This is a genomic window from Metabacillus schmidteae, from assembly GCF_903166545.1.
Lineage (GTDB): Bacteria > Bacillota > Bacilli > Bacillales > Bacillaceae > Metabacillus > Metabacillus schmidteae.
Genome location: NZ_CAESCH010000001.1, coordinates 3,432,966 through 3,456,433 on the forward strand (window position 1 = coordinate 3,432,966; position 23,468 = coordinate 3,456,433).

The following is a 23,468-nucleotide window of genomic DNA, read 5'->3' on the forward strand; positions in this document are numbered from 1 at the left end:
TTACAAAAATAATTACCATTATGTTCTGTGAAAGGTTCATTTTTTATGCCTAATTAAGGTAGAAAGGGACGAATATGAAGGAACAAAAGCGAATTCTAATAGTGGATATAATCCGGGGTTTGGCTCTTTTTGGCATCCTATTAATGAATATGAGGAGCTTTAATTCTCCTGAATTTATAGAGTCCATGTATGGTATCACTCCCAATTTTAAAGAACTTGATAAAATCATTCATAATTTCTATGGGATATTTGTCCATATGAAGTTCTACCCTATTTTTTCATTTTTATTTGGATTAAGCTTTTACCTTTTTTTACGAAAGGGATTTGATGTAATCTTATTTACCAGGAGAATGTTGATCCTTTTTATTATTGGAGTCATACACCTTATTTTCATTTGGTATGGTGATATTCTTCATGTTTATGCGTTAATCAGTATATTTCTGCTGTTATTTTATAAAGTTAATAGCAAAGGAATTTTATATTGGGCAGCTGCATTATTGACGATTTATCATCTTTTGCTTAGTTGGAGTACGTTTTTTTCAACACATTCACCATTAGAACAAGGTGAATTTTATGAAATGCTCTCGAACTACAATGCAATTTACCAGGAAGCCCCATATATTGATTGGGTTTTGTATAGATTTGATATTGAAGTTATTCGTGTATTGTTTCAATTTCCATTTACCTTTGTCCCAGTACTTGCTTGGTTTTTATTAGGGTTATATGTCGGGAAAGAAGGACTTTTTGAAAGAACTTCTTCAAACATAGTAAGGGTTAAAAGATGGTGGAGAATCAGTTTATTTGTTTCTTTTGGTTTCCTTATCTTGAGGTTGTTTGCACATATTTATTTGCCTAGTTCTATTTACTTGTTAACAAGCGTAAGTGGGATAGGAATGGCTATTTTGTACATAACAAGTATATACGTCTTTTTTGACCACTCATTTGTTAAGACCGTTTTTTATCCACTTCGATATGTAGGAAGGATGTCATTGTCTAATTACCTTTTTCAATCCATATTCTTAATAAGCTTCGTTCGAGTATTTAACCTTTATAACAATATAAGTTTATCTGAAGGTTTAATAATTAGCATTTTTGTTTTTCTTTTCCAACTTATCATTAGCAAATACTGGTTGTCATATTTTTACCAGGGGCCAATTGAATGGATTTGGAGATCCATTTCATTAAAAAAGATAAGCCCTTTCATAAAAAAATAATCATAAAATACTAGTACTATAATGTTATTTTTCTCTATTTGTATAAAAGAGCTGATTACGGACAAAATAAAATGATAAATTTTAGGAGGTTGTTATATTGGATATTAATCGTGTAAAGCAGATTTTATCATCTTCTGCAGACATAAAAGTTATGTATAATGGCGCTTCTGTCTGGATTGACGAATTACATGAAGATCAAGAGATGGTAACGTGTCACCTTAGAGGACCACTTGAGGAAAGAACACAAGTAAGTGTAGCTGAACTTAAAGAAATAGATTAATACCTCATAAGTCTGATTACTTACGATCTGTATAGCTGGCAGGCTAATAATTACACTTTTCACTAAAATGCTCCAACTATTCAAAAGGAAATTGTTAGCATTTACACATATTGTTAGAAAAAATGTGTATAATGTATGTAGTACTAAATCTCCTTACTGAAGGATGTGTTGATATGAGATTTCAACAACAAGTCGAAAAGCCACCAGAGGTTAACTTAAAAATATGGACTTGTGGTTCAAATGATTGTAACGGGTGGATGCGTGATAATTTTAAATCGAACGAAAATCCAGACTGTCCTCTATGTGGACACGCAATGGTTGAAGACGAGCGTACATTACCTGTCCTGGAAAACTTTTCAGCAGTAAGCCAGAAAAAGGAATAATTTCATTATCAACAATATTTTAAAGCGAAATCCCATGTTTACAGCATGGGATTTTCCTCTTTAATTCTCACCTTTTGCCTTTTTATTTGTAGCAATTACAGCCTCCTGTAACAATTCAACAAAATTACCGGTTCTTAATATTTTTATCCCTTCAGCAGTTGCTCCTCCAGGTGTTGTTACCTGTTCTCTTAATTCCTTTGGAGAATAATTCCCTTTTAGCATCTCAACAGATCCGAACACCATTTCTTTGACCAATTTTTCTGCTGTTTCCCTTGAAACATTGTATTGTTCTGTTTGTTCTATTAAGGATTCAACAAATAGGTATAAAAAAGCTGGTGCACTACCTGTTATAGCTGTTAAATTGTGTATCTCTTCTTCAGAACAGTATAGAGATGTTCCAATTGAGTTGACCAATAGCTCCATCTGCATATGATGTTTTTCACTTACAGAAGATCCGTATGTATACAATGAAATGGAATGCTTAACCATTGCTGCAGTATTTGGCATAATCCAACCAACCGCTGTTCCACCCGGAAGATACCTCTCAATGAAAGAAGGACTTATTCCTGCTGCTACTGTTACAACAAATTGTGATGTAATTAAATGTTTTAATTTATTTAGGACTCCTTCATGTTCTGAAGGCGGCATCGCTAATACAATCATATCTACTTTTTCTATGATGTCATCATAATTGTCAATTGGTTGGACTTGATATTTAGTAGCCAATTCTTGCAGTCTTTCGGTATTTTTCTGATTTGAAACATAAATTGAATTGATTTGCTCATGACTACTTGTTATTAATCCGGCAATAATTGCTTCTGCCATTCTGCCTGCTCCAATAAATAAAATTGAATTTTTCACTAAACCTTCCTCCCTTCTTACTTAATATACAAGTTTTTATTAGTATATGAAAAGGATTGAAAGTTTCAATCCTTCTAAAAATCAGCAAAATAAAAAGACGTCTAATTAAAGACGTCTTGCGTATTGAGGCGAAAAACTGCACGCCACATCGTGCATTTAGCCTTCCGGCATGTTGTTCGACTTACACAATTCAGCTCATCGCTATATTAATATATCATAAACAAACTGAAATAGGAAGTAGAAGTTTTAAAATAACACAAATAACTTGTTTACTTGACAATTTAGGTTTAATAATTCCAAATTTGTGTTATTGAATACTATATAAAATCAAAAGGAGGAAAAAGACTTATGAAGCCTTATGTTGAAGAGTATCATAACGAAGAAAATCTAAAACAAGCTGTAGATTTGTTAAAAAGTAAAGGTGTACAAGCTGACGATCTCTATGTTTTAACACATGATAATGACAGAACTGAAAGAATTTCTGATAAAGCAGATACGAATTTAATTAGCACCGAAGATAAAGGTTTAACCGAAACGCTTGAGAACCTATTCGTTAATAAAGGGGACGAGCTGCGAAAAAATCTAGAGGAAATGGGATTTTCTACAGCAGAATCAGAAATGTATGAGGAAAAACTTGATCAAGGAAAAGCTCTTTTAATTGTAAAAAATCCCGAGCAATATCAATTAATATAAACGAAAAGGATGACCTTAATGGTTATCCTTTCTTTTTTATGAACGTATGTAATAAAAGTAGAAACTATGAAAAATTTAGACAAGTTTCCCCCATTCCCCTCATATAAATATTGTAGACATGCTATAAGGGGGGGAAATAATGAGGTTCGTTTTTATTCGTAAGAAATGGTTATTTTTTGTTATAGCTGCTATTTTAATGGGAAGTTTATACTTTTTTACAAGCGAAACGATTCCAACGTTCCAAAGTAGTCAAACTTCTAATAAAGAAATCACAGTTAATATGGTCACTGGTGAATTTTCAACAACAACTGCTGATGGAAAAAAACTAGAGGCATATCGCTGGGATCCAGGCACCATCGTTATTCCAAAGAATCAGAATGTTACATTAAAGATTTTTGGTGTAAATGGTGAGGAGCATCCTTTTTACATTGAAGGAACAGATATAAAAGGTACCGTTAAAAAGGGTGAAGAGACAGTTGTTTCTCTTAACTTTAATGAAGAGGGAACTTATCGTCTAATTTGTGATGCGCACTCACATGAAGAACACAATGTTGTACCTATGATTGCCTATATTGTTGTTGAATAAATATATCTGCTTCATCTTTCTTTACTTGGGTATTAATCTGTTACATAGTTTATAGAAAGGAAACAGGTGATTAAATTGAACATTGTGATCTACAATGGAGAACAGTATGAGGTTTTCTATGCTTACTCTAGCGGCTATTATGAATTAAAAAAATCCGGTTCGGATTTAGATGATATTATTCTCGTGCATAGTTCAGAAGTAACTCAATTAAAATCAAGTGTGTCTTAATATTTAAGATAAAAAGCAAAGCGAGATGTCACGCTTTGCTTTTTTTGGTATGTTTTTTTGTGTCAATAGAGTCAAGTAAGTAATGAAGAAGCTTCTCGTCCTTTGAAAGATGAACAGAGAAAGTTCTTTTTATATATCTTTCTGCTTCCTCAAAACTTAGGAAATGATCTGGAAGTAAGTGATAATTTTTTTCTACCTGCCATTTGTCTTCATTATTTTTATAGAGTAGATATTGCTCTTTCTCATAATTTTCATATAAAGAACATCTTTGTTTTACATTCATCTTATTATGAGGATAATCTATTCTTAGTGGTTTCAAAGAGAATGTTTTATCTATAAACTCCCGATATGCATCTTGTGTTAACGAGCAACCCGCAGCTTTCGCATGTCCTCCTCCTCCATACTTTGCTGCAAGTTCAGATACATCAACATGATCATGGATCGTTCTGAATCCGATCTTTTTATTTCCCATATTGATAATAGCTATACAGTCGAGATGTGGATGTTCTTTTCCTAACTCATTGCCTAATTCTGAATGATATGATTCTGCATAAACAATTCCAACACACTTGTCTCCAATAAACGTTTGTACTAATTCTCTCTTTTTTCGTTTTATGTATCGCTCAGTTTTCTTTTCCTCAATATCAAGCAATTTTTCTTCAAATTCATTGAAAGAAAAAGACTGCTGTGTTGAAAGACGCTCAATCATACTTTGTTCAAATTCTTCAATTGATTGCAAAAATAAAAGATCATTTAGGCGTTTTGCGTTAATATTCTTCTTTCTCTCCCAATCCCACGTATCATACTGCCTTACCAATTCAACGTATTCGCTGAGGGAAGAATGTTTTTTCAGGAAATTATGTTCTTGAAGGTGATCATAAAATAATGAAGTTGCAGATGCGAGCTTTCCTTCTGATTCCTCGACCTTGACATTTCCCCACTCATATTCATTCAGATGCAATGATGTTTTATGGTGGTCAATTAATTGAACGAGCCCACCCCGTTGATAAAACTTTTTTAATCTTACTTCATTATCCTTATTTACTGACAAATCAGTTATGTATATTTTACGTGTTTGATTTATGTCACCTTGCTCTTTCATCAATTGCTCAACCTGATAATCAAGACTATTAACTGAATGATAAAATACATTTACATTTTCACCAAAAGCCAGTTTTGCTAGAATTCCGCAGCTGACACCATCTAAATCATTATGCGTTAATAAAACATATTGCATGAGTCCACCTTCTCTATCTTTTTACATTTTCTATAAGTATGTGTACTAACTGCTTAACTATTCAATTTTAGACCACATATCCTCCAGCTTAACTTATATTATTTTACCTAGCTATGAATGCACAGCCATACGAGTACACAAAAAAGGATACAAAATAAATAATTGTATCCTTCTTATTTTTATCTAATGGAAGGAGGTTAGTCAACGATCCTCTTTCCTAGAATAACCAAATCTCTTTCAACACCTTCCATATTAGCGATTTTTGGAAGATGTGCCCATCTCTCAAATTGATAATGTTCAAAAAGTTTAATACTTGGTGCATTATGCCCAAATACAAACGCAAGCAATGTTTTAATCTCTAAACCAGGACATTCTGAAATTGCTTTATCCATTAAAATACGAGCATAGCCTTTGCCATGTACATTAGGATCAAGATAAATACTAACTTCTGCTGTTGCATTATATGCTGGTCTACCATAAAAAGACTGAAAGCTTAACCACCCAACAATACCTCGTTCTTCTTCAATAACCCAAAGTGGTCTATGATGTGAGTTATGTTCATGAAACCAGGCTAATCTGCTATCAACTGTTACCTCTTCTAAATCTGCTGTAGCAAGTTTACCAGGGATGGATGTGTTATAAATTTCAACAATTCGTGGAAGATCTTCCATATTTGCATCTCTGATAATATACGTTTGTTCGCTCATTTTGTCATTTTCCCTTCTTACCAGCCTTACATATGAAAATCATTACCTAACTAGTCGATAGGTTTCATAATTATTTTATTATAATGAAAATTTATGAGAGATGAAACTATTTTTTTGCATCTGGAATCATAATAGTCGAAATATGTCTAGCCTTTCTTTCACTTGTTGGTTCATTTTCTATTACTTTCAAATAGACTTTCGACAATTCAGAGATAAATTCTTGAAATTCTTGATCTGATAAATAAATCATTGCTTCCCTAAAACTAATTCCATCTTTCATTAAGTCAATTTCATCTTGCTGTAAATATGCTTCATACTGACCTAGTAAGTGGGTCATAAAGGTTAAAAATAAATTTAAATGCTCCTCACGGCTTAATTTTTGAAAGTCTTCTGTTGTTGATTGTTCTTTTTCATTTAAAGCATAAAATTTTTCCACCGTTCCACGAATTTTGTTTTCCTCAACAACTTGAATCACATCAGCTTCTAATAGTTTATTAAGATGACGATACAAAGTGGCCTGTGGAACCTCATTTAATCTTGCTTGAATTTCCTGAACATTTAGTTTTTCTTTCCCAATTAATGTTTGTACTATTTTCATTCTCACTGGATGGAGGATTATTTTTGCTTTTGAGTTCAATGCAGCGATCTCTCCCTAAATTTATTATTATTATCAATTATAATAATAATAAATAAGATGTCAATTTCTCCTGCTTGATGTCATATAAAAAGGAATGGATTTATTTTTCCATTCCCAGTAACATTAGTTTGGCACTATTTCAAAATAATCTTTATAGTAGCCGCCAACCTTGCCGGTATTGTCAATGACAAAATAAAATTCTTCAGTTTCATTTTGAACATCATACTCTTTACCTGCAGTTAGTGCACGGTCTACCATATATTTTGCTGCGTTTGTATGAACACATTTTACTTTTTTTAATGCCTTAGATTCTTGCCATGTTTTATGTATCACAACAAATCCACCTTTCCAATTCATATATAACATTCTATCTGATTCTTCCTAAAATGCCAATCAACGCAAGAAAACTATTTTATATAATCTTAATTAAAAAATTCTAAAACTCTATGTTTTTATATAAAATAGTTAATCTCAGCTCTCCTTCATTTCATCACACATATACAAATTGTTCTCAGCATAGCTTATGATGAGGTGACGATTAAAGATGCTTACAACCAACAAGCTTGACCAAACCATTGATTCTTTCATCAATAAGTTGAAAACTACACAAAAGAATGATGGTTCCTGGAAATATTGTTTTGAAGGCGGATTAATGACAGATGCGTTTATGATTATTATGCTCAGAGCTTTAGACATAAAAAACGAAGAACAGTTAATAAAAGATTTATCGGAGCGATTACTTCTAAAACAAACGAAAGAAGGAACATGGAAAGCCTATCCCGATGAAAAAAGCGGTAATCTATCGGCAACAATACAAGCTTATTGTGCGTTATTATTTTCAGGCTTTTTATCTCAAACTCATCCTGCATTAACAAAAGCTGAACATTTTATCAAAGAATCGGGCGGGTTAAACAATGCACATTTTATGACCAAATGGATGCTTGCTGTAAACGGACTTTATCCATGGCCTACGTTCTTTTATGTCCCGATGACATTTCTGCTTATCCCAACATCATTCCCTTTAAACTTTTACCAGTTTAGTGCATATGCCAGAATCCACTTTATCCCAATGATGATTGCTGCTAATAAAAAATTTACAATATCGTCTCCCTATACACCTGCAATCAACCACTTATACCGACACCCATCTACACAAGACTTCCTCGACGATTTTCGCTCAAAATCAGTTTTTATGAATGAAATGAACAAACTATTATCATTACCTGACTATCTCCATCGTCTTGGGTATGAGCGTGCGGAAAGATATATGTTAAAAAGAATCGAAGATGATGGCACATTATACAGTTATGCAAGTGCAACTTTTTTTATGATCTTCGCCCTACTATCTCTTGGATATAGCAAAAATTCCGCCACAATCGTCAACGCTATAAACGGTTTAAAACAATTAGTTTCTACTTCTTGTAATGGAGTTCATTTAGAAAACTCTACTTCAACTGTATGGGATACTGCCCTGCTCAGTTATGCATTACAAGAAGCTAAAGTCTCAGACCAAGAAAATATGATTCAACAAGCTACTTCGTATCTTCTATCAAAACAGCATACTAAAAAAGGAGATTGGAAAATTCATAATCCTAACGTTTCTGCCGGTGGATGGGGGTTTTCTCATAATAATACGATAAACCCTGATAACGATGATACAGCTGCAGTATTACGTGCAATAACGCGTACAGCCAGGTCAAATGACAGAGTCCGAAATGCTTGGTATAGAGGAGTAAAATACCTCCTTTCAATGCAAAATTCAGATGGAGGGTGGGGAGCTTTTGAAAAAAACACAGATTTAGCGTTACTCACCCTCATTCCCTTAGAAAATGCAGAAGACGCCGCTATTGATCCCTCAACTCCTGATCTAACTGGTAGAGTAATTGAGTTTTTAGGGACTTATGCAGGTCTAACAAAACAACATCCAAGTATTAAAGCTGCTATACATTGGTTAGAAAAGAATCAGGAAAAAGACGGTTCTTGGTATGGCAGATGGGGTGTATGCTATCTATACGGTACATGGGCTGCAGTTACTGGAATGATATCTGTGGGTGTATCACCAAATTCAGTTGTTATTCAAAAAGCAATCCATTGGCTAGAATCTGTTCAGCTTGGTAGTGGCGGTTGGGGAGAATCTTGTTATAGTAGTGAACAGAAAAAATACACACCACTTCCCTATAGTACACCTTCTCAAACTTCTTGGGCTCTTGATGCCTTAATTCAAAGTAATGCATACAAAAATATATCCGTACAAAAAGGAATCTCTCATTTGCTAAATCCAGCTTCTTTTTCTAAAACTGCATTGACTTATCCGACTGGTATTGGATTGCCTGGACAATTTTACATTCATTATCATAGCTATAATGATATATTCCCTTTACTGGTCATGGCACATTATAGAAGTAAAATAAAAACTAAATCAACCGGAAATTTCCAGACTTATAACTAACTCCTTCTATTCAAAATCAATCCTGTGCACAAAGAAAATCATCAACCTTTATTTAATTGTGCATATATTGTCTCTAGGACTAATGTCTAGGAGGGATTTTACATGTCAGAGCAATACATGACATCTATGAAAAAATGGTGTGATGATATTTTAAAAAGTTATGAAGACTCGTTTCAAGAACTAAACCGCAATCAAGATGTAACAAGTTTGGAATCTTGGAAAAATGAACTTTTATACTTAAAACAAGAAATTGAAGAAAGATCCGATTTGGACCCTAAAGATGTTTATCAACGTGCAGATGAATTATTTAGCCAATTTAATTCGTATTTTGATCATGAAGAGCGACAGGACCATGAACGAATCCAAAATCAAATGAGATCTGTGCCTATCGGAGGTCACACACTTCCTCCATTACCATACGCATATGATGCACTAGAACCCTATATTCACCAGGAGATCATGCGATTACACCATGATAAACATCATCAAAGCTATGTTGATGGATTAAATAAAGCTGAGAAAGAAATGCAAAAGGCAAGAAAAACAGGGAATTACGAATTAATTAAACATTGGGAACGTGAAGCAGCCTTTCACGGTGCAGGACATTACTTACACACCATTTTCTGGTCGGTTATGACACCTAATGGAGGTGGAAAGCCTTCTGGGATGTTAATGAAGGAAATCAATCAATCATTTGGCAGCTTTGAGCAATTTAAACAACATTTTTCAGAAGCTGCTAAAAATGTAGAAGCCGTTGGCTGGGCTATTTTAGTCTGGTCACCACGATCTCATCGATTAGAAATTCTCCAAGCTGAAAAGCATCAAAACCTAAGCCAATGGGATGTTATTCCGCTGTTAACGTTAGATGTATGGGAACACGCTTATTATCTTCAATATAAGAATGAACGAAAGAAATACGTAGATAATTGGTGGAATGTTGTCAACTGGAAGGAAGTTGAAAGACGTTTTCACGTTTCACAACAAGTGAAATGGAATCCATATTAAGAGATAACTTCTTGTAATAGAAAAAAGGGTAACTAGAAAAGATTCATAGTTACCCTTTTTATTTACTATCAGAAATTATATTAATTTTATGGATGATAGGATAAGAAAAACTAAGGCATTCACCATTAGGACTTGACGAAAAGCAAAGTTTTTCTAATCATTTTTAAATAATGCCTAAAACATCTAAAAATACAACAATAATAACAATAGGAGCAACGTACTTTAGTAAAAGATACCAGCACGTAAAGATTTTTTTACTAATGGACGAGCCTTGCTGTAGCTCCTCAAGCAGTGCCTTTTTAGGCATTTTTAAAGGAACAAATAGTGCAATTAGCAATGCACCTAATGGCATTAGCATATTACTTACAAGAAAATCAGCCGCATCAAATATAGACTTCCCAAATATCGTTATATCCGAAAGAACTCCATAAGACAATGCTGACGGAATTCCCACTGCAAAGATACATAATCCTATAACCCATGAAAAAAGCCTTCTTTTCTTTTCATTTCCTTTTGAAATTGGTGCAACAATAATTTCAAGCATTGAAAAGGCAGAAGTTAAAGTTGCAAATAAGAATAATAATAAAAAGGCAACCAAGAAAACAGTCCCAAATGGCATTTGATTAAAAACAGTTGGAAGTACATTAAATAATAATACAGGACCCGCATCTGGTGCCAATCCGAATGAAAATACAGCTGGGAAAATAGCTAAACCAGCTAGTAAAGCTACTAATAGATTTAACCCTACTATTGATACAGCAGATTGTGGCAGATTTTCATTTTTTGATAAATAAGAACTATATGTTACCATAACTGAAACACCAACGCTTAACGCGAAAAAGGATTGGCCCATTGCATACAATACTGTTTCAGATGTCACCTTTGCAAAATCAGGCTTTAAGAAAAAAATAATCCCTTCCATTGCACCATCTAATGTAACTGATCGAATAATGATAAAAACAAATAAAATAAAAAGTGCAGGCATCATAAATTTACTTGCTTTTTCAATTCCATTTGAAATCCCTTTAGATACTACATAGCTCGTAATAAGCAGAAAAATTAGCTGAGCTACTACCGTTATTATAGGATCTGAAATACTCGCTCCAAATAATTCCCCATATTGCTGCTCGGTTAGACCACTTAAATCACCAGTTAATGCTTTTACCAAGTAAATGAGGATCCATCCCCCAACTACACTATAAAAGGACAGCAAAATAAAGCAAGTAATTACCCCTAATCTTCCGATTAGATGCCAAGATGAATTTGGAGCAATTTGTTTATAGGCTAAAATCGCATCACTTTTCGTACTTCTACCGATAATAAATTCACCAAGTAAAAGTGGCAACCCTACTAACAGGGTAAAAAGAATAAAAATAAGAAAGAATACGCCTCCTCCACTTGTTCCAGCTACATATGGAAACTTCCATATCGCACCAAGACCTATCGCAGAACCTGCTGCAGCAAGAATAAACGAGATTTTTGACGACCATTGTTCAACTGATTTACTCACAACATCACCTCACATGCAAACTTGTTTGCTACTATTGAATATCTTTATCAAAAGTTCTATTTTTGACCTTACTATCAATTCTTCACAAACATTATATAAGTCTACATTTTAACATTTTACTAGCATAATTTAAATTATATTATAAAAATATTTTCATGCTGCTTCTAGATTACATAATAACATTATAGAAATCCTTTAATAATAAAATGACTAGTAAAGTCATTACAAACCAAATCCAAGCAAAAAAGGCTGACACCTATCAATCAGTGCCAACCTTCGTATCTTTTTAGATTAACCTTCAAGTAATAATGATTCAGGATCTTCCAGTAATTCTTTAACAGTTGCGAGGAAGCTAACTGCTTCTTTACCGTCAACAATTCGATGATCATATGAAAGAGCAATGTACATCATTGGACGGTTTTCCATTCTTTCATTGTCAATTGCAACAGGTCTCAATTGAATTTTGTGCATTCCAAGAATACCAACTTGTGGACCATTTAGGATTGGGGTAGATAATAGTGAGCCGAACACTCCCCCATTTGTAATCGTGAAAGTTCCACCTTGTAGATCACTTAAGCTTAGTTTATTGTCGCGTGCTTTTGTTGCCAGATTAAGAATTTCTCCTTCAATTCCAGCAAAGTTTAAGCGATCTGCATCACGAACAACAGGAACAACTAGACCCTCTGGTGCTGATACAGCAATACCGATATCATAGAACTTTTTCATTAAAATTTCATTCCCTTGAATTTCTGCATTTAATAACGGGAATTGTTTTAATGCTGCTACAACAGCTTTTGTAAAGAATGACATAAACCCTAAACGAACATCATGAGTTTCAAAGAATTTATCTTTTCTACGTTTACGAACCTCCATGACAGCTGTCATATCAACTTCATTAAATGTTGTCAGCATTGCTGCTGTTTGTTGTACCTCTACTAAGCGATTTGCAATAGTTTGGCGTCTTCTGGACATTTTAACTCTCTCAACAGGTTTTCCAGGTACATCATCTTGAGCAGAAGCAGCCGGTTTCGGTGCAGCAGCAGTTTTAGGTGTTTCAGCCTGTTGCTGCTGATTTTGTGCATTTTGACCTGAGAAAGATTCAACATCCTGTTTTCTTACTCGACCTAAAGGATCAATTGTTTGTACTTGTTGTAAATCTATTCCACGCTCACGTGCAAGTTTACGTGCAGAAGGTGAAGCGATTGGACGTTGCATTTTCTCATTTTTATCTTCACCTTCATTTTGTTGAGCAGCTTCTGGTGCCTTTGCTTCTTGCTTAACTTCTTCTGACTGTGAGCTAGAAGCTTCTCCACTCTCATCAATTACTCCGATTGTCTCTCCAACTTGAACAGTATCACCTGATTCTTTGTGTAGCTCTTTTAAAACTCCAGAAAATTCAGCAGTTAATTCAACGTTTACTTTGTCTGTCTCAACTTCTAAAAGATACTCACCTTTTTCTACTGCATCACCAGGTTGTTTCAGCCATTGTGCAATAGTTCCTTCAGTTATAGATTCTGCTAGTTCTGGTACTTTAATTTCAGCCATTGTTGGTTCCCCCTTGAGCACTTGCTTTTTAAGAGTTTCGCCCATACATTTACGATTAGACGCGATATATTAATCATTAGCAAGTTACGCATTTTTCAATTTAGTCAATTAATAAATGGTCGATATTACTTATTCCAAGTCAATGCTTTTGTCACAATACGTTCTTGATCCTTCTTATGAATGTTTGGATCACCTTCTGCAGGACTTTGTCTTCTTCTTCTTCCAATATAATTAACAGGAACTCCTTCAGGTGCAATTTCCCTCAGTTTTGCATCAATAAAGGTCCAAGCCCCCATATTTTGCGGCTCTTCTTGAACCCAAACGATTTCTTCAAGAGAAGATAAATTCTCTAATATTGAGAGGATTATATTCTTAGGGAATGGATATAATTCTTCCACTCTCAACATATGCACCCAGTCCTGATTACCCTCTAAAGAATTCAACTTATCCGTTAGGTCAGTTGCGATTTTTCCTGTACATAGAACAAGTCTCTTCACTTTTTCTGGAGAATGACCAAGACCTGGTTGTTCAATAACAGGCTTGAATTCACCTTCACATAATTCATTTAGGTCAGACACAGTTTGTGGATTTCTTAACAAGCTTTTCGGCGTCATGATCACTAGCGGTCTTACTTCTTCTCGTTTAAGCAAATCAGCCTGTCTGCGTAAAATATGGAAATATTGTGCAGCACTTGTTAAATTAGCTACTTGCCAACTATCCTCGGCAGCAAGTTGTAAAAACCTTTCTAACCTTCCACTTGAGTGTTCTGGTCCTTGCCCTTCAAAACCATGTGGTAATAGCATGACTAGTCCAGATTTTTGCCCCCATTTTGCACGGCCTGCTGCAATAAATTGATCAAAAAATACTTGTGCAGCATTCGCAAAATCTCCATATTGTGCTTCCCATAATACCAAAGTCTCTGGAGCATATACATTGTATCCATACTCAAAGCCGATAACAGAACCTTCAGATAATGGACTGTTATGAATAGCAAATGATGCTTTAGCATCCGAGAGTTTGTGTAATGGTGAATAAAACTCTCCAGTGTTAACATCGTGTAAAACGATATGTCTTTGCGCAAATGTACCTCGTTGGGAATCTTGTCCAGTTAAACGAATTGGTGTTCCATCAGACAAAATTGATGCAAATGCCAATGCCTCTCCAAGAGCCCACTCTACTTTTCCCTCTTCTTTAAGAGCATTAGCTCTTCTTTCTAAAATTCTTTGTAATTTAGAGAAAACATTAAAGTTTTCAGGCCATTTAACTAACTCGTCATTTAACTTTAGCAATTTATCTTTGGTAACAGCAGTTTGGAAAGTAGGAAGTCCACTATTAACAAAATTCGGTAATTTGATTTCATGAGTTTGTACAGTATTTTTATCAGGAACTTTCTGATATGCTTTCTCAAATGCTGCCTGTACTTCATCATTGATCTTCTGGATATCCCCTGAGTCAACTACACCCTCATTTTCTAGTGATTTCGCATACAAATTACGAACCGTAGGATGTTTGCGCACTTTTTCATATAGTTGAGGCTGTGTCATAGATGGTTCGTCCATTTCATTATGGCCGAATCGGCGATAACCAATGAGATCGATCAAGAAGTCGCTCTTAAACTTTTTGCGATACTCCATTGCAATAAATACAGCTGCAATACATGCTTCAGGATCATCAGCATTAACATGAACGATTGGAATTTCATACCCTTTTGCAAGGTCACTTGCATATTTAGTAGAACGAGAATCACGGCTCTCTGTCGTAAAACCAATCATATTATTTGCAATAATATGGATTGTACCTCCTGTTTGATAACCTGTTAATTTATTCAAATTAAGAGTTTCGGCAACTATTCCTTCACCAGGAAACGCAGCATCACCATGAATTAAGATTGCCATCGCATCATTAACACTCTGTCTAGGATAGCCTTTCTCTGTACGAACCTCTTGTGCAGCTCGAGTATAACCTTCAACAATCGGATCAATGAATTCTAAGTGACTTGGGTTATTAGCCAACGTTACTTTCGCATGTCCAACGCTTTCATCCTTGAATTGCTTGTTAGCACCAAGATGGTATTTTACATCACCACTCCAGCCATAGTTAATGCCTATAGATCCTTCTGAAGGTACTAATTCCTTATTTGGAGCATGTTGAAACTCAGAAAAGATAATTTCATATGGCTTTCCAAGTACATGGGCCAATACATTTAATCGTCCTCTGTGTGCCATTCCAATATTGATTGTATCTGTACCTGCTTGGACTGCATTCGAAATCAATTCGTCAAGAACTGGAACAAGCATATCTAGTCCTTCGATTGAGAAACGCTTCTGCCCTACAAATGTCCGATGTAGAAATTGTTCAAATCCTTCTACTTCTGCTAATCTCTTTAATATAGAAACCCGTTTTTCTTTCGACAGGTTTTTAAAAATAGTTCCTGACTCAACCATTTTAAGAAGCCACGTTTTTTCTTCATAATTATGTACATGACTGAACTCAAATGCAATTGAACCTTTGTATACTTCCTTTAAGTATTGGTATGCCTCAAGACCATTTGTTACATGTCCCGGAACATCTTCACATAATAGGTGTACAGGAATATCCTTTAAATCTTCTTCTGTTAAATCATATTCTTCAAGACGTAAAAATTCATTTTTCTCACCAGTTTCCTCGAAAGGATACACTGCTGCATTTAAGTGACCATACCTGCGGATATTTGTCACAAGCTTTACAGCTTCTGCTACTTTTTTCATTTTATCAGCCGAAATTGTTTCATTTTCAGCTAATGCTGGTTGATTAGTTGATTTCATTTGTAGAGAAGGAGAACCCCAGTTATCAAATATTTCTTTCAATTCTATATCAATAGAGTTTGGATCAACTTTATATTGATCATATTGTTCCATGACATAGCCGAGGTTTGGTCCATGGAAGTCTTCCCAAGGGAATTTTTGCTTGCTATTGCCTACTGCCATCTTACATTACCCCCAAAGATTCATAAGTGTTCAGAAAAGAATATTCTGATACATAGGAAAAAATTTATTTTCCTACGATATTAACCACTCTTACAAGTATAGTAGTATGATATTAAAACGCTTCCAACACTATTTTAACATTGGTGTCTCCACATTCCAAGATAGATGTATGAAAAATTTTAAAAAATTTAGTCCTATTCCCATTATCTATTCTTAGCGCTGTCAATTATTCGATTAATTGGAATTATCAAATAATACTCCATATTCCATACTTCTATCATACTACAATTTCATGGAAAAAAAGTACAATTTTTATTATTTTAATGTAAATTATAAGATTTTTTCGAATTGTCCAGATGAACGTTTATATAATTAATCATTACCCTATTTATTTGAAAATAATAGTAGAAAAGAAAGAAAAATCATTTCAAAATAAAAGGACAAAACCCAAATTATTCTCTAAGGAGAGAATGATAAGATTTTGTCCTTTATTTTCTGTTTAGTATACCCTTTAAATATTACATCAAAACTATATTGTTTTTAATAACAATCTTTTTAATAAAGGATATAATTGTTCAGGAAGTTCATCAATTTTTTCGACGAAAACACTGTATCTACCATATATATTTTGTATTGTTTTTTTGGTCGCTTCCTCTACCTCATTAGTCGATAGAAACACATTTATTACTTCAATTCCCAATTTTCTGGCATACAGGACAGCTTCATGTGTATCTATTATTCCGTTCCTTTCATAACCGGTTGCTGCCGGTTCACCATCAGAAAATACAAGCAGAAATTTTTGCTTTTCATTTCTTTTCGTTAATTGCTCAGTCATATGTCTTATTGCATATCCATCTCTATTATCTTCTTCTGGTGATAACTGCATAATCTCTGGTCCCACTTGTCTTTGTATTGAGTTCTTAAATGAAATAACGGTATGAAAATGATTCGGCTGTCTGGTTTTTGAAGCTTCATTTGTATCCTCCCAGAAACCAACAATCTGATGTGGAACTTTTACAGATTTTAATGTTTCGTGAAAGAGTGTAATTCCCAGCTTTGTTTGATCCATTTTATCAAACATGGAAGCAGAGCAATCAACTAAGAGGGTGAAAACAGCATCAATATCTGGCGACTTTTCCTGTTTTTTATAAAACAGCTTAGGATTTTCATCAGTTACTATTCTTAAAAGTTTTTTATTTAACCTTCCAATATGAAGATCTGACCTCGGCAAAGTTCTTTTATGCTCCAATGTTTTCTGTATCATTAATTTTAATTTTTTCTGAAAGAGAAGAATATCATTACGGTCTTGTTGATATTGTTCTCTTTCATCTGCTGATGGCGGCTTTGATTGGACAAATACTGGAACTGCATATCTATTTTCCTTTCCATATGCAAGCTCTCCCGTACTAGATCTTTCTTCCTTTTGAGACTCCATTGCTTCTAGTTTTGAATAATCATTTCGTTTCGCTTTCCCTGATGTTCCTTGTACCATCGCAAGTGCTTGATCTGAATCATCACCTTCACGAACTGTACCGTCACCGTTAAGCGTAGTATTTGTCCCTTGCTCTAAATCAAATTGCAAGAAACTTTTGGTCGGTTTACTTGTTTCGCTATGCCAGGTTGGAAGTTTATCACTATGGACATCTTCATCACCTTTCTTGGCATCTTCAATTTGATCTTTATTCTTTAACTTTGATTTTCTCTTTAACTCATCATAAAGACTAGATTCCTTTATAGAGTCATATGGAAGCTCAGCTAAATAAAAATACGTATTAAGCATATCATGCTCGAGAACCTCTTCTAATATATCTACAATGTTTAAAACAAGCTTAATTACATGAGCTGTTGAAGCGGCTTCGAAAACTTGGAAGATTTGAGATTGAATATATGGTAAGGTACGGTCCAGGTTTTCTGAGAGGTCAGGTATCTGTTCCAAAGTAGATTCAGCTGTCAGGATTAAATAGATTGCATTGAATAGAGCGTCAGTTAAAATACTCCGTTCCTTATGAATAATGAGTTGACTTTGGAAATGTCTTCGATATAGCCTTTTTCTTAAACGAAACGCCATTTTTGTGCCAGGTCTTTCTTTTATACATATCTCTTCTAGTCGAAGATCTTCCAAAAGCATGCATAGTTGTTTGGCAAAACTACAAAGTTTTAAAGGTCTCACCTTTTCTACAAATAAACCAAGCTCACGAAAATCTGTATGAAAATAATTCCCAATACTTCGTAAATAAATATCACTTTTTAAAGCTAATTCTGTTTCAGATCTTTCTCTATGATCCCAAAAGTGACTTACATATATTTTCTTTTCAAATGGATCCAAGTAAGATTGAACACTATAATCCACTTCCATCTCACCATTTTTTGTTAGTCCCTTTGCTAGATCAGATAGTTCCATAAAAAGAAATGAATCAACTTGTTGATCGTTGAACTTAATAAATCTCAAAACGAAAACCTCACTCAAATAGAGTTTCAGCCACATTTCTAATGGCTGCTTTTTCTCTTTCATCCTCCAGCTTTTCAACAATTCCTCTTTCAACAGCACGTTTCGGAGGAAGATAGCTTGCTAAATCACATGTATCAATTAACGCTCGGATTGATGCTGCTTCCTCTGAAACCTGACCATTTTGAACAAGGCTTAACAAATCGGCAGACAGCTTTGTAAAGGTTTTGATTAATAATGGATCTGTAAGCTTTGATTGGTTTTCAAGGACAGATTGCAATTCATCACCCTGAATATATGGAACTTCTATAACAACAAAACGGTTTTTTAATGCTTCATTTAATGGTACTGTTCCCACATATCCCTCGTTAATCGCCGCAATAACGCCAAAGTGGCTGTGAGATCTAACAACTTCACCTGTAAATGGATTTGTAATCATTCGTCGATAATCTAGAACTCCATTTAATATAGGAAGTGTTTCCGGCTTAGCCATATTAATTTCATCAATATAAAGGAGATGCCCTTTTTTCATTGCTTTTACGACAGGTCCAGGAACAAATTCAATCGAAGTCCCATTTTGATGATTCTCAATTGTTTTAAACCCTAAAAGAGCTTCTGCATCCAGGTCCACAGAGCAGTTAATGCTATGCATAGGCTGCCTAAAAAGATTTGATAGAGTTTCAGCAAGCTTTGTTTTCCCAGATCCGGTCGGGCCTTTTAATAAGACATTTTTCCCCAGTGCCAATGCAATCATAGCATCATATAATATAGAATCATCAGATGGAGTATATCCGCTCTCGCCAATTAGTAATGCATCATCCTTACTCACTTCTCTTGTTGATCTATCTTGTATTAATTTCTGAATGTCAGTTGGTAATTGATAAGATTCTAAGTTATTCATAATAGTCCTTCCTTTTTCAATCGTTTCTACCAATCATGAGTATACTAAAAAGCATTAAAGTATTCAAAGTTTACAAATATACTTTTGGTGGTAATTAATAACTAATTCTAATTAAATTAATAAAAAAAAATAGAATCCTAGGATGGATTCTATAGATAACGTTTAGCACCAAGATAGCGCTGCTTCCAATATGAATTATCTAATTTGCTTATTGTAACACCAGAGCTGCTGGCATGAATAAATTCATTATTTCCTAAATAAATTCCCATATGTGATGGACCTGCTTTATATGTTGTGAAGTAGACAAAATCTCCTACTGCAGGATTATTTACAGATTTCATCTTATCCCAATAACCCGCTGTACTTAAGCGAGACACTGATGTAACCTTATTTAGAACATAATAAATAAAACCACTACAATCAAATCCACTTGGTGTATTCCCTGCCCAACGGTAAGGAGTTCCCATTAATGATTTTGCTTCACTTATCATTGTATCAATTTTTGAGGATTGATTTTGTGATTGTGCAGGTTTAGAAACGGAACTAGATGTATCTTGATCAATCGTTTTGTCACCATTTAATTTTAATACCTGGCCAACTCTAATAACATCTGATTTAAGATTATTTGCTACTTTTATTTCAGCAATTGTTATGTCAAATTTATTGGCTATTTTCCACAAGGAATCACCAGGAATAACTTTATAAGTAGAAACGACTTTTGATTGTTCCTGTTGGGTTGTATTTTCATTAACCTTTTCTTCATTTACTTGAGTAGTTTGACCAGCTTGTTTTTTTACGGTTAGTTTTTGGCCAATGCGGATTAAATCACTTGTTAAGTTGTTTAGTTTCTTTAGCTCTGCAACCGATGTGTTATGTGCTCTTGCAATTACCCATAATGAATCACCGCTTTTTACAGTATATGTAACATTTTTAGCAGGTGTAGATGCAGACGAACTTGATGTTGTACTACTTGGTTGTTTGCTTGTAGACGTCGTTGCTTTAACTGTAATAACTTGTCCAACCTGAAGAAAGTCACTATTTAATGAATTCCATTGCTTTAGATTACTAACAGTTGTGTCATACTCTCTTGACAGATCCCAGAGTGTATCACCACTTTTTACTTTTATCTTTTCATCTGCTGCAGCGACTGAAGCAAATAATGATGATCCTACTACTGCTGTAGCAGTCAATCCTAATATTTTTTGTTTCATTTTTACTATTACCTCCTACTCATCATAAGCCTAGTTTAATAGATTATCAGACATAAAACTACACATTTATAAAGAAATATAATAAAAATAGGTAAAATGATACAAAACTTTCCTTTTTACTATACAAAATAATCCATATAAAGACAATCATTCTATTTTATTTGTAAACTCTTGTCCTTCCATTTTTTTCTTTCGAATAAAATAAAGCCAGAATCTTTTGTTCTGACTTTTAAGTCTTTTAAATTATTGGAGAGTAGATCCTGTAGAAATAATAGGATAAAGAGTTCCACCTAATGCAAACGACATTTTTCCTGTCTCCTCTGATATAATGAGCACTAATGCATCTGTTATCTCCGTGAGACCAATACCAGCTCTATGTCTTGTCCCTACTTTTTCTGCACCAAAATCTTGATTTGTTAAAGGTAAAACGTTTGCAGCTGAAATAATATAATCACCCTTCACTAAAATGGCACCATCATGCAAAGGATTTCCTGGAAAAAAGATACTTTCGATCAATCGATTGGAAATCGTTGCATTTAAGGGAATACCTCCTTGAATATGATTATCAACTGAGTCCCCTCTTTCAACAACAATTAGTGCCCCATGTCTCTTTTCAGCCAGATTTTGTATTGCTTTTGCTATCTCTATGTATTCGCTAGTGAATTTTTCTATATACGCTTTTAAATAAAAGAAAGATGCAGAAGATTGTATTTCATTAAAATGATCACGAATATGAGCAAGTTCGCATAAAAGACAATATTCTTTTTCACCAAGAGAATCCCGCATTGCTTCTGTTTCCTCAATTATCTGACTTAGGTGAACAGCAATGTGGTTTTTTATAGAAGTAAAAGTTTGATTATGTTCCAATTTACTCAATCCTCCCTTTTGATTAGTCTTTTTCATTCAAAAATTTTTATGTTTTTTTCAGTCTGTGTATTTTTTCCATTTATTAATCCATACTAATTGTGGGAGGTGTATGGATGGTTACTCAAAAAATACTTCAATATACGTTCAGTATCTTAGGGGTTATATCGCTAGGATTTTTTTATTATCAGATGTTCAAAGGCGAGTCGCGTAAATCTGACAACAATCAACCAAAATAGTCTTTATTTATTTTTTTCATGTTATAATTCTCTAGGTAACTTTTTGAAATGAGGATGTATCATGAAAATTAACTTTTTAAACAAGAAAAAAATAATGTATCTTTCAAGTATCTTATTTCCAATTCTTATCACTCAACTAGGTCTCTTTTCCATGAACTTTTTTGACACAACCATGTCAGGTAAGGTTCATCCCAATGACTTAGCAGGTGTTGCGATAGGATCAAGTTTATGGGTACCCGTTTATACAGGATTAAGTGGTATTTTATTATCTATAACTCCTATTGTTGCGCAATTAGTTGGTGCAAAAAACACAAAAAATGTTCCATATATGGTTGTACAGGGGCTATATGTTAGTATTTTTATTTCAGTAATTATACTTGTCTCTGGTTTTTTCATATTGGACCCTATTTTAACTAATATGGGGCTTGAGTATGAGGTTCGCCATATAGCAAAGTGGTATTTAATAACATTATCAATGGGGATTTTCCCATTGTTTTTATATGCCGTCTTAAGATGTTTTATTGATGCACTAGGTTTTACTAGAGTAACAATGATTATTACTCTTGCTTCCTTACCAATAAACTTTGTGTTCAACTACCTTTTTATCTTTGGTAAGTTTGGATTTCCAGCACTAGGAGGAATCGGTGCAGGTATAGCTTCTGCTATTACCTATTGGTGTATAACAGCCATTGCGATTTTCATCATAAAAAAGCGGTCTCCATTTAAAGAATACAATATTTTTAAGACTCTTTATCCAATTTCATTTAAAGCATGGGGAGAGATCTTAAAAATCGGTGTACCTATCGGACTTTCAATATTCTTTGAAACTAGTATCTTTGCAGCTGTCACTTTACTTATGAGTCAATATAACACAGTCACAATTGCTTCCCATCAGGCAGCTATTAATTTCGCTTCCTTCCTTTACATGCTTCCATTAAGTATTTCACTGGCTCTCACCATTGTCATTGGTCAAGAAGTTGGAGCAAAAAGAATAAAAGATGCAAGGCAATATAGCTATTTAGGTATAGGATTAGCACTTTTGCTATCCACAATTTCAGCAGCACTTATTTATTTCTTTAGACCGGAAATTGCATCCATTTATACTTCTGATGCTGCAGTACTAAAGCTAACTCAAGACTTCTTAATTTATGCTATTTTCTTTCAATTATCTGATGCGATTGCTGCCCCTATTCAAGGCATTCTCAGAGGCTATAAAGATGTGAATGTAACATTTATCATGGCCCTTATCTCTTATTGGGTAATCGGACTCCCAGTTGGGTATCTTGTTGCAACTTTTACTTCTCTAGATGCGTTCGGATATTGGATCGGTCTTATTTCAGGTCTTGCCGCTGGGGCTATTGGATTATCTGTTCGACTTTATAGGATTCAGAAAAAATATGATATGTCGTTTGCACAAAATAATTAGAAAGACTACTATCCATAAAAGTTTTTCACTTACTGTTCTTACTAAAAAAGAGAGTCTCAACTTCAACTGAAGTGGGACTC

At 34.2% G+C, this 23,468-nt stretch carries 21 protein-coding genes; 9 read left to right on the plus strand and 12 right to left on the minus strand.

Annotated features, from left to right (window positions below):
- Nucleotides 1-74: 74 nt before the first annotated feature.
- The 3 genes from HWV59_RS16600 (at nucleotide 75) to HWV59_RS16610 (ending at nucleotide 1,877) form a co-directional block, all read left to right on the plus strand.
- Nucleotides 75-1,214, plus strand: coding sequence for a DUF418 domain-containing protein (locus HWV59_RS16600; RefSeq protein WP_175639533.1), 1,140 nt, complete (start codon nucleotides 75-77; stop codon nucleotides 1,212-1,214).
- Nucleotides 1,215-1,311: 97 nt separating this feature from the next.
- Complete coding sequence (locus HWV59_RS16605; protein ID WP_102228990.1) at nucleotides 1,312-1,494, plus strand: H-type small acid-soluble spore protein; 183 nt, start codon at nucleotides 1,312-1,314, stop codon at nucleotides 1,492-1,494.
- A gap of 173 nt (nucleotides 1,495-1,667) precedes the next feature.
- The gene (locus tag HWV59_RS16610) at nucleotides 1,668-1,877 is read left to right on the plus strand and encodes a cold-inducible protein YdjO-related protein (RefSeq protein ID WP_102228991.1); all 210 of its coding nucleotides are present in this window, start codon (nucleotides 1,668-1,670) and stop codon (nucleotides 1,875-1,877) included.
- A 60-nt stretch (nucleotides 1,878-1,937) separates the two neighbouring features.
- Here HWV59_RS16610 and proC read toward each other — a convergent pair whose 3' ends face one another.
- Nucleotides 1,938-2,738, minus strand: a complete 801-nt coding sequence (gene proC / locus HWV59_RS16615) for a pyrroline-5-carboxylate reductase (protein WP_268921769.1) — start codon at nucleotides 2,736-2,738, stop codon at nucleotides 1,938-1,940.
- A gap of 348 nt (nucleotides 2,739-3,086) precedes the next feature.
- On the opposite strand from proC, the gene HWV59_RS16620 reads away from it, so the two are divergent.
- From HWV59_RS16620 to HWV59_RS16630, 3 genes are all read left to right on the plus strand, one after another.
- Nucleotides 3,087-3,431 (plus strand): general stress protein, encoded by a 345-nt coding sequence (locus HWV59_RS16620; protein ID WP_102228992.1) that lies wholly within the window; start codon nucleotides 3,087-3,089, stop codon nucleotides 3,429-3,431.
- A gap of 139 nt (nucleotides 3,432-3,570) precedes the next feature.
- Nucleotides 3,571-4,017 carry a cupredoxin domain-containing protein gene (locus HWV59_RS16625; protein ID WP_102228993.1) on the plus strand — a complete coding sequence of 149 codons (447 nt, stop codon included), beginning with the start codon at nucleotides 3,571-3,573 and terminating at the stop codon, nucleotides 4,015-4,017.
- 66 nt (nucleotides 4,018-4,083) lie between these two features.
- Nucleotides 4,084-4,245 (plus strand): hypothetical protein, encoded by a 162-nt coding sequence (locus tag HWV59_RS16630; RefSeq protein WP_217708471.1) that lies wholly within the window; start codon nucleotides 4,084-4,086, stop codon nucleotides 4,243-4,245.
- Between the two features lie 28 nt (nucleotides 4,246-4,273).
- Here HWV59_RS16630 and HWV59_RS16635 read toward each other — a convergent pair whose 3' ends face one another.
- From HWV59_RS16635 to HWV59_RS16650, 4 genes are all read right to left on the minus strand, one after another.
- On the minus strand, nucleotides 4,274-5,482 hold the full coding sequence (locus tag HWV59_RS16635) for a DHH family phosphoesterase (RefSeq protein WP_175639535.1): 1,209 nt from the start codon (nucleotides 5,480-5,482) through the stop codon (nucleotides 4,274-4,276).
- A gap of 197 nt (nucleotides 5,483-5,679) precedes the next feature.
- On the minus strand, nucleotides 5,680-6,189 hold the full coding sequence (locus tag HWV59_RS16640; RefSeq protein ID WP_175639536.1) for a GNAT family N-acetyltransferase: 510 nt from the start codon (nucleotides 6,187-6,189) through the stop codon (nucleotides 5,680-5,682).
- A gap of 106 nt (nucleotides 6,190-6,295) precedes the next feature.
- Nucleotides 6,296-6,826, minus strand: a complete 531-nt coding sequence (locus HWV59_RS16645) for a helix-turn-helix domain-containing protein (protein ID WP_175639537.1) — start codon at nucleotides 6,824-6,826, stop codon at nucleotides 6,296-6,298.
- 123 nt (nucleotides 6,827-6,949) lie between these two features.
- Nucleotides 6,950-7,159, minus strand: a complete 210-nt coding sequence (locus HWV59_RS16650) for a DUF6501 family protein (RefSeq protein ID WP_175639538.1) — start codon at nucleotides 7,157-7,159, stop codon at nucleotides 6,950-6,952.
- Between the two features lie 211 nt (nucleotides 7,160-7,370).
- On the opposite strand from HWV59_RS16650, the gene shc reads away from it, so the two are divergent.
- Both shc and HWV59_RS16660 read left to right on the plus strand, forming a co-directional pair.
- Nucleotides 7,371-9,275, plus strand: a complete 1,905-nt coding sequence (gene shc, locus HWV59_RS16655; RefSeq protein WP_175639539.1) for a squalene--hopene cyclase — start codon at nucleotides 7,371-7,373, stop codon at nucleotides 9,273-9,275.
- Between the two features lie 102 nt (nucleotides 9,276-9,377).
- Nucleotides 9,378-10,280, plus strand: a complete 903-nt coding sequence (locus HWV59_RS16660) for a superoxide dismutase (protein WP_175639540.1) — start codon at nucleotides 9,378-9,380, stop codon at nucleotides 10,278-10,280.
- 163 nt (nucleotides 10,281-10,443) lie between these two features.
- On the opposite strand, the gene HWV59_RS16665 is transcribed toward HWV59_RS16660, so the two are convergent.
- From HWV59_RS16665 to cdaS, 7 genes are all read right to left on the minus strand, one after another.
- Complete coding sequence (locus HWV59_RS16665) at nucleotides 10,444-11,790, minus strand: sodium-dependent transporter (RefSeq protein ID WP_102228999.1); 1,347 nt, start codon at nucleotides 11,788-11,790, stop codon at nucleotides 10,444-10,446.
- A 291-nt stretch (nucleotides 11,791-12,081) separates the two neighbouring features.
- Nucleotides 12,082-13,335 carry a 2-oxoglutarate dehydrogenase complex dihydrolipoyllysine-residue succinyltransferase gene (odhB, locus tag HWV59_RS16670; RefSeq protein ID WP_175639541.1) on the minus strand — a complete coding sequence of 418 codons (1,254 nt, stop codon included), beginning with the start codon at nucleotides 13,333-13,335 and terminating at the stop codon, nucleotides 12,082-12,084.
- Nucleotides 13,336-13,460: 125 nt separating this feature from the next.
- Nucleotides 13,461-16,301: a 2-oxoglutarate dehydrogenase E1 component gene (gene sucA, locus HWV59_RS16675; protein ID WP_175639542.1), complete on the minus strand. Its 2,841-nt coding sequence runs from the start codon at nucleotides 16,299-16,301 to the stop codon at nucleotides 13,461-13,463.
- Between the two features lie 529 nt (nucleotides 16,302-16,830).
- Nucleotides 16,831-18,750 (minus strand): vWA domain-containing protein, encoded by a 1,920-nt coding sequence (locus HWV59_RS16680; RefSeq protein ID WP_175639543.1) that lies wholly within the window; start codon nucleotides 18,748-18,750, stop codon nucleotides 16,831-16,833.
- Nucleotides 18,751-18,760: 10 nt separating this feature from the next.
- On the minus strand, nucleotides 18,761-19,648 hold the full coding sequence (locus HWV59_RS16685; RefSeq protein WP_102229002.1) for an AAA family ATPase: 888 nt from the start codon (nucleotides 19,646-19,648) through the stop codon (nucleotides 18,761-18,763).
- 149 nt (nucleotides 19,649-19,797) lie between these two features.
- Entirely contained in the window at nucleotides 19,798-20,859 is a 1,062-nt protein-coding gene (locus HWV59_RS16690) for a C40 family peptidase (protein WP_175639544.1), read from the minus strand.
- A gap of 243 nt (nucleotides 20,860-21,102) precedes the next feature.
- Nucleotides 21,103-21,726 carry a sporulation-specific diadenylate cyclase CdaS gene (gene cdaS / locus HWV59_RS16695; protein ID WP_235991763.1) on the minus strand — a complete coding sequence of 208 codons (624 nt, stop codon included), beginning with the start codon at nucleotides 21,724-21,726 and terminating at the stop codon, nucleotides 21,103-21,105.
- A gap of 297 nt (nucleotides 21,727-22,023) precedes the next feature.
- On the opposite strand from cdaS, the gene HWV59_RS16700 reads away from it, so the two are divergent.
- The gene (locus HWV59_RS16700; protein ID WP_175639546.1) at nucleotides 22,024-23,388 is read left to right on the plus strand and encodes an MATE family efflux transporter; all 1,365 of its coding nucleotides are present in this window, start codon (nucleotides 22,024-22,026) and stop codon (nucleotides 23,386-23,388) included.
- Nucleotides 23,389-23,468 lie beyond the last annotated feature (80 nt).

Excerpts from the sequence above, each read along its gene's own strand:
- HWV59_RS16600 (WP_175639533.1), top strand. The coding sequence starts at position 75 with ATGAAGGAACAAAAGCGAATTCTAATAGTGGATATAATCCGGGGTTTG.
- HWV59_RS16610 (WP_102228991.1), top strand. The coding sequence starts at position 1,668 with ATGAGATTTCAACAACAAGTCGAAAAGCCACCAGAGGTTAACTTAAAA.
- HWV59_RS16620 (WP_102228992.1), top strand. The coding sequence starts at position 3,087 with ATGAAGCCTTATGTTGAAGAGTATCATAACGAAGAAAATCTAAAACAA.
- HWV59_RS16625 (WP_102228993.1), top strand. The coding sequence starts at position 3,571 with ATGAGGTTCGTTTTTATTCGTAAGAAATGGTTATTTTTTGTTATAGCT.
- HWV59_RS16635 (WP_175639535.1), bottom strand. The coding sequence starts at position 5,482 with ATGCAATATGTTTTATTAACGCATAATGATTTAGATGGTGTCAGCTGC.
- HWV59_RS16640 (WP_175639536.1), bottom strand. The coding sequence starts at position 6,189 with ATGAGCGAACAAACGTATATTATCAGAGATGCAAATATGGAAGATCTT.
- shc (WP_175639539.1), top strand. The coding sequence starts at position 7,371 with ATGCTTACAACCAACAAGCTTGACCAAACCATTGATTCTTTCATCAAT.
- HWV59_RS16660 (WP_175639540.1), top strand. The coding sequence starts at position 9,378 with ATGTCAGAGCAATACATGACATCTATGAAAAAATGGTGTGATGATATT.
- odhB (WP_175639541.1), bottom strand. The coding sequence starts at position 13,335 with ATGGCTGAAATTAAAGTACCAGAACTAGCAGAATCTATAACTGAAGGA.
- sucA (WP_175639542.1), bottom strand. The coding sequence starts at position 16,301 with ATGGCAGTAGGCAATAGCAAGCAAAAATTCCCTTGGGAAGACTTCCAT.
- HWV59_RS16685 (WP_102229002.1), bottom strand. The coding sequence starts at position 19,648 with ATGAATAACTTAGAATCTTATCAATTACCAACTGACATTCAGAAATTA.
- HWV59_RS16690 (WP_175639544.1), bottom strand. The coding sequence starts at position 20,859 with ATGAAACAAAAAATATTAGGATTGACTGCTACAGCAGTAGTAGGATCA.
- HWV59_RS16700 (WP_175639546.1), top strand. The coding sequence starts at position 22,024 with ATGAAAATTAACTTTTTAAACAAGAAAAAAATAATGTATCTTTCAAGT.